This window comes from Wolbachia endosymbiont of Drosophila barbarae, from assembly GCF_044752445.1.
GTDB classification, from domain to species: domain Bacteria; phylum Pseudomonadota; class Alphaproteobacteria; order Rickettsiales; family Anaplasmataceae; genus Wolbachia; species Wolbachia pipientis.
This window is the reverse complement of the sequence record NZ_JBIXJM010000188.1, coordinates 1-6779: the sequence shown is the minus strand read 5'-3', so window position 1 is coordinate 6779 and position 6779 is coordinate 1. Positions and strand designations below refer to the sequence as shown.

The following is a 6779-nucleotide window of genomic DNA, read 5'->3' as shown; positions in this document are numbered from 1 at the left end:
TACTATTCTTAAATTTGATCAGATTGATTGCAAAAAAACAAGATTTTCAATAGGTTGCTTATAATCCTAACTATAGTTAGCCTTTCATAAGTAGCGATGCAACAAAGCCATCCCAGTGTCAAGCACTGGGATGACAAGAAGAGGGCACTGCCCTCTTGGATGGAAGCCAGTGTTAGCTACTTTCATGACACCCTGACAACCGTCATCCCGCTACTTGTTAGCGGGATCTAGAGATACCGTGATGGTATGACGTAGGGGTTGCCGAGAACTTGTCATCCCAGTGCTTGACACTGGGATCCAGTTTTTCGTATAATTTTGTCAAAATCTATTGTGCTAGCAAGTTCACTAGCGTCACGCGCTGGTCTGTTAGACATTTACGTGTAGGGTGAAGAAATTTTGAAAAAGACATACCAAATATGAAAGGCCTATATATTAAAACTTACGGCTGTCAGATGAACGTTTATGACTCCGTTTTAATGGAAAATGTAATTAAACCTTTGGGGTTCAACGTTGTTAGTGATGCAGGGAAAGCCGATTTAGTGATACTGAATACTTGTCACATTAGAGAGAAGGCAGCAGAAAAAGTTTACTCAGAGCTTGGGAAGATTCATTCGTTACGAAAAGAAATGACTATAGTGGTGGCTGGGTGTGTAGCGCAAGCAGAGGGAGAAGAAGTGTTCAGAAGGGCTCCTTTTGTTGATATTGTTGTTGGTCCGCAGAGTATCGCTACCTTACCGGAGCTGATAGTCAAAGCAAGCAGAAGTAAAGGTCATGTAATAAACACTGATTTTCCTGAAGTTGCAAAGTTTGATAAATTGCCAGATGAATGCTATGGCAATAGCCAGGGATCTTCTGCGTTTCTTGCCATACAAGAGGGTTGTGATAAATTTTGTACGTTTTGTGTAGTGCCCTATACTCGTGGAGCTGAGTATTCACGGCCAGTGAATGAAATATTTCGTGAAGCATTGAAATTAGTTGCAAATGGGGCAAATGAGATCAATTTGCTTGGTCAGAACGTCAATGCTTACCATGGGGAGTGCGAAGGGGAAGTGTGGGATTTAGGAAAATTAATTAGTCATATTGCTAAAATTGAAAAGCTAGAGAGGATTCGTTATACAACTTCTCATCCAAGAGATATGCATGAATCTCTCTACTTGGCACATGCGGAAGAGCCAAAGCTCATGCCGTTTGTTCACCTGCCTGTGCAGTCTGGTTCGAATAAAATATTGCACGCGATGAACAGGAAACACACTGCAGAGGAGTATTTGGAAATAATAGACAGATTTCGCAAATTGAAACCTGAAATCGAATTTTCTTCTGATTTTATTGTTGGTTTTCCTGGAGAAACCGAAAAAGATTTTGAAGAAACTATGAAATTAGTAGAAAAAGTTAGATATGCTCAGGCTTATAGTTTTAAATACAGCCCAAGACCAGGCACACCGGGAGCGGAAAGAAAAGATCAAGTACCAGAAGAGGTTAAAACAGAGCGCCTTCTTCGTTTACAGAAATTAATTAGTAAGCAACAACTTGAGTTTAACCAGAGTATGGTAGGTAAAACTATACCTGTTCTATTTAGCGATAAAAAAGGTAAACACCAAAACCAAATTATTGGTAAAAGCCCATATATGCAATCAGTGTGCATTGATGATTCTGAAGATAAATACAGGGACAAAATAGTAAATGTGAAAGTGTTGGAAGCTCGGCAGAGTAGTTTGCTGGGGTGTGCATTTCACTGATTTTAAGCAGCGTTAAATATAAATCTTAAGCAAAGAGTATTGAAAAAATGCAATCATAATCTTTTTCAAAAGTTACAAAGTTTAATTGCTACCTCTGCTGAACGGGTACCTTAAACCTACAAATTTGAGCTTACCTATATCAATTTTTTGTACAAGATGAGTTAGTAACAACTTTATGTATAAAATTGAAGAAGAATAAAAATACAATAACGAGCATTAAATTAAATATTCCCACCTTTAAAAAACCCTCTTTATATATTTCTAAAGATTCTAAATAATTTATTTTACCATTTACTGAAGGAACTGACATAAATTTTGATATTGCAACTCCGGCTAGGTTAGAAAACGCTAATGACAGCATTACTATACCCATCACTACTCCTCTAAGGTTTTTGGGGGCTAGTGTAGTTGCTTGTTCTTGGACTAATGGAGCAATACATAATTCTCCCAGTCCCATAAAGGAGATAGCAATTATTAAATATAAGTATTCTACTTTACCTTCAATGTTAGAGTTTAAACATCCTATGTACAGTGTGAAAAAACACATAGCCATTGTCAGAAGGCCAAGGGTAAACATGGAAGTTGCATATTTTTGCTTAAACTTCATGTATGTTCCAAAAAGAAAGCCAAATATTATAATTGACAAAGGATTTATGGCTTGAGAAACTGAAGCTGGGATTGTTATACCTAATACATTGTTAATAACGTTTTTTTCGGTGAATAAGTTAACCAAAGAGCCAAGCTGCATTTCTAAAGCAAAAAAACACAAGAAAAATACCACAAGAATAGATAATGCCACTAATTTTCGTCTTTGTTCTGCTGATAATTTAGATATTACATAAATAAATATGCCCAGAGCTGTTATTCCAATAAATATGAGCATATTAGTAAAAAATTCACTATGTATAAGCATTTTAGCAATTATTGATGATGACAGAAAGCTTCCTATCAATACTATACCAAAAATTTTAATCCCTAATATGCGCTTATTCATAAGCTCTGGATAAGGAGAAAGGCCGCTATCTCCTAAAAGATTCTGAAATTTGAGAAAAAAGATTAGCCCTATAGACATCCCAATACCAGCTAAACCAAAGCCGTAGTGCCAGCCAAACAAGTGGGCTACATAACCACATGAAATAGAAGCCAATATTGCTCCAATATTCACACCTACGTAAAATAAAGTAAAGCCTCTGCTACGTTCAGGATCGTCTTTGCCATAGCATGAACTAAGTAAGTTAGTTACGTTCCCTTTAAACATACCAGTACCTATGGCTATTAGAGATAAACCTAAATATAATAAACCTGGTTCAAACTTAACCAATGACATGCAAGCATGACCTGCTATCATCACTATCCCTCCAAGCAACACCATGTTGCGTAATCCCATCAACTTATCAGCTAAAAAACCTCCAAGTATTGGTATAGCATAACCTGTTGCAGCAAATAATGAGTAAATAGTAAAGGCCCTCTCATCAGTGAAACCTAAGTGAGAAGTCAAAAATAGGACCAAAAGTGCCCTCATTCCATAGTAAGAGAAACGTTCCCACATTTCAACAAAGCACAACATTTTTAAAAATTGTAGAAACTTATCTGTCTTCTGATCCATAAAATACCCCTAAAGCTTGGGTTAATGTTAAGTAAAACAATAAAAACTGCAAGTAAAACTTAAAAAAAGGTATTGGAAGCTCGGCAGAATAGTTTGTTGGGGTGTGAGCTACGGAAATATTTTTGAATTTGTAATTTTTCAGAAAGCCCTATATTCTTTAGTTTTACATAGCGAACATGAAGTCAAAGCATTATCCTGATACAGTAAGTAGTCCTGATTTTTTATCGTTAGAAAAGGAAATCATAAAATTTTGGCAGGAAAACAAAGTTTTTGAGCGGTCAGTTGAAGAACGTTCCAAGGATAATTGTTTTGTCTTTTACGATGGGCCTCCGTTTGCAAATGGACTTCCGCATTATGGACATTTACTCACTGGTTTCATCAAAGACGCATTTGCAAGATATCAAACTATGCTTCAAAAAAGGGTTGAACGTAGATTTGGCTGGGATTGCCATGGATTGCCGGCTGAGATGGGTGCAGAAAAAGAACTTGGAATATCTGGTAGAACTGAGATAGAGAAGTTTGGTATAGATAAATTTAACGATCATTGCCGTACTTCTGTGATGAAATTTTCATCAGAGTGGGAGAAGTATGTAAATAGGCAAGCAAGGTGGGTAGACTTTCACAATGACTATAAGACTATGGATAAATCATTCATGGAGTCGGTCATGTGGGCATTCAAGCAGCTTTATGATAAGGGTCTGGTGTATGAATCAGTGCGCGTTGTACCATATAGCTGGGCATGCGAAACTCCATTATCTAATTTCGAAACAAGGCTTGATAACGCGTATAGAGAAAAAGTTAGCAAAGCTGTAACTGTTGCATTTGAGCTTTTAGAAAACCCACAGCAATTTAAAAGTGTTAAACGAAAGTGTAAATTACTTGCTTGGACTACAACTCCTTGGACGTTGCCGAGCAACTTGGCTTTAGCAATAGGAAAAGATATTAAGTATTGTGCAGTGTCAGTCCACCCTTTGATGTCATTCCAGCGCGTGACGCTGGAATCTATTTCTGGATCCCAGTGTCTGGGCACTGGGATGACAGGGAGTAGTGAAGGAAGTTCAATGAATGGTGAAATATACATTTTTGCTGAAAGCTACTTAGAGAAATTTATCAGCCACTCTGAACAAAACAATATTCCATATGAAAACTGCAATATAAAACTTAAAGCGAATGATCTTGCAGGTCTTTCTTACAAACCACTGTTTGACTATTTTAAAGACACAAAAAATGCATTTCGCGTTTTTATTGCTGATTATGTGACGGAAGAAGATGGTACTGGCGTTGTGCATACTGCTCCTGGATTTGGTGAGGAAGATTTTTACCTTTGCCAAAGCCATGATATTCCAGTTATTTGTCCAATTGATAACAGTGGAAAATTTACTGCTGAAATTTCAGATTTGGCAGGGGTTCATGTTTTTGATACCAATGATACAGTAATAAAAAAATTAAAAGAGCAAGGGAATTGGTTTAAAACTGAACAATATATTCACAATTATCCACACTGCTGGAGAACTGACACTCCTTTGATCTATCGCACTATGCCTTCTTGGTATGTTGCTGTTACAAAATTCAAAAGCAGAATGGTAGAGCTAAATAAGAGAGTTAATTGGATACCAAACCACATTAGAGATGGTCAATTTGGAAAATGGCTTGAAGGGGCACACGACTGGTCAATTTCACGCAATCGATTCTGGGGTACACCAATCCCTGTATGGAAATCAGACGATGCGAGATATCCAAGAGTAGATGTATATGGTTCAATAGAAGAACTGGAGAGAGATTTTAATGTTAAAATAGACAACTTGCACAGACCATTTATCGATACTTTAACAAGACCAAATCCTGATGATCCAACAGGAAAATCAGTTATGCGCCGTGTACCTGACGTGTTTGACTGCTGGTTTGAATCTGGCTCGATGCCATTTGCGCAAATCCACTATCCGTTTGAAAATAAGGAGTGGTTTGAATCTGCGGATTTTATCACTGAATACATAGCGCAAACCAGGGGGTGGTTTTATACGCTCTTTGTATTGTCCACTGCTTTGTTTGATAGGGAACCATTTAAGAACTGCATATGCCACGGTGTTGTTTTGGATGTAAAAGGGCAAAAATTGTCCAAACGTTTGAATAACTATGCAGATCCAATGGAGGTTTTTGATAGATACGGTTCTGATGCACTGCGTTTTCTTATGCTTTCTGGATCTATTGTTTGTGGTGGTAATTTGCTACTCGATAAAGAAGGAAACTCAATACGAGATGTTCTAAAAAATGTAATAAAACCTATTTGGAATAGTTATCACTTTTTTACTATGTATGCAAATGCAGATGGAATTAAAGCTGAAGTGTGTAAGGACTATAGAAGCACTATTGATCGTTACATGATTTCCAAGTGTGTTGAAGCTGTAGAAGGTATCCAAGCTTCTATGAACAACTATAACTCCCAAGAGGCTTGCAAAATTTTAATGAACTTTTTTGAAGTGCTAAATAATTGGTATATTCGTCGCAGTCGCGAGCGTTTTTGGAAAGGTGATTTGGATCAGGATAAAACTGATGCTTATAATGTTCTATATACGGTTTTTTATTACATACTAAGAGCTGCAGCTCCTTTGTTGCCACTTATAACAGAGAATATATGGCAAGGGCTTAAGTATGAAGAAACATCTGTTCATTTGGCTAATTTTCCACAATTAGAGAAGTTTGATAGTCAGCTCATTGCCAAAATGGATCTAGTGAGAGAGATATGTAACTCTGCACTCTCTATTAGAAACACTTTTAACATACGTATCAGACAGCCACTTGGCAGTATGAGGATTTATCATCAGTCTTCCTGTGGTTTTCTTGAAGGTGAATATCAAGAGATGATAAAAGATGAGGTAAATGTAAAAGAATTAGAAATAGTGGATAAGTTGAAAGAAGTTGCATCACTAGAGTTAAAACTCAACTTCCCTGTGCTTGGAAAGAGAGTTCCAGGCAAGATCAAGAAATTAGTTCAATACGTCAAAGAGGGAAAATGGAGGCAAGTTGGAAATGAACAGATATTTCTGGGAGACGAAACAGAGAACTATACTATAAAAAAAGGCGAATATGAACTATTATTAAAAGCAAACAGTGAATTCTCCTCTGTATTTGATAACAACAAAGGGGTTGTTATCCTAAACACTACTTTAAATGATGAATTGATTCTAGAAGGGCTAGCGAGAGATGTCGTGAGGCTCATTCAGGAAACTAGGAAACAAGCTGATTTTCATATATCAGATAGAATCAGAGTAATAATCAAAACAGAAGATGAGAAAATTAAGGAAGCAATAAATACGTGGTTTGAATATATAAAAGAGCAGACCCTTGCCTTATCTTTGGACATTAATACAGAAATAAACTGTTGTAAAACCCAACACACACACACAAACACCCAACAAATGCCACAAACTGAGAAACTG

At 36.9% G+C, this 6779-nt stretch carries 3 protein-coding genes; 2 read left to right on the top strand and 1 reads right to left on the bottom strand.

What is annotated here, in order from left to right:
* Window positions 1-416: 416 nt before the first annotated feature.
* Window positions 417-1736, top strand: coding sequence for a tRNA (N6-isopentenyl adenosine(37)-C2)-methylthiotransferase MiaB (miaB, locus tag ACIPNH_RS03945; protein ID WP_400771854.1), 1320 nt, complete (start codon window positions 417-419; stop codon window positions 1734-1736).
* Between the two features lie 139 nt (window positions 1737-1875).
* On the opposite strand, the gene ACIPNH_RS03940 is transcribed toward miaB, so the two are convergent.
* A complete protein-coding gene (locus ACIPNH_RS03940; RefSeq protein WP_400771852.1) occupies window positions 1876-3342 on the bottom strand; it encodes a peptide MFS transporter in 1467 nt (488 codons plus the stop codon).
* 176 nt (window positions 3343-3518) lie between these two features.
* Between ACIPNH_RS03940 and ACIPNH_RS03935 the strand changes: the two genes are divergently transcribed.
* Window positions 3519-6779 (top strand): class I tRNA ligase family protein (locus ACIPNH_RS03935; protein ID WP_400771850.1); only part of this gene is annotated, 3261 nt, incomplete at its 3' end.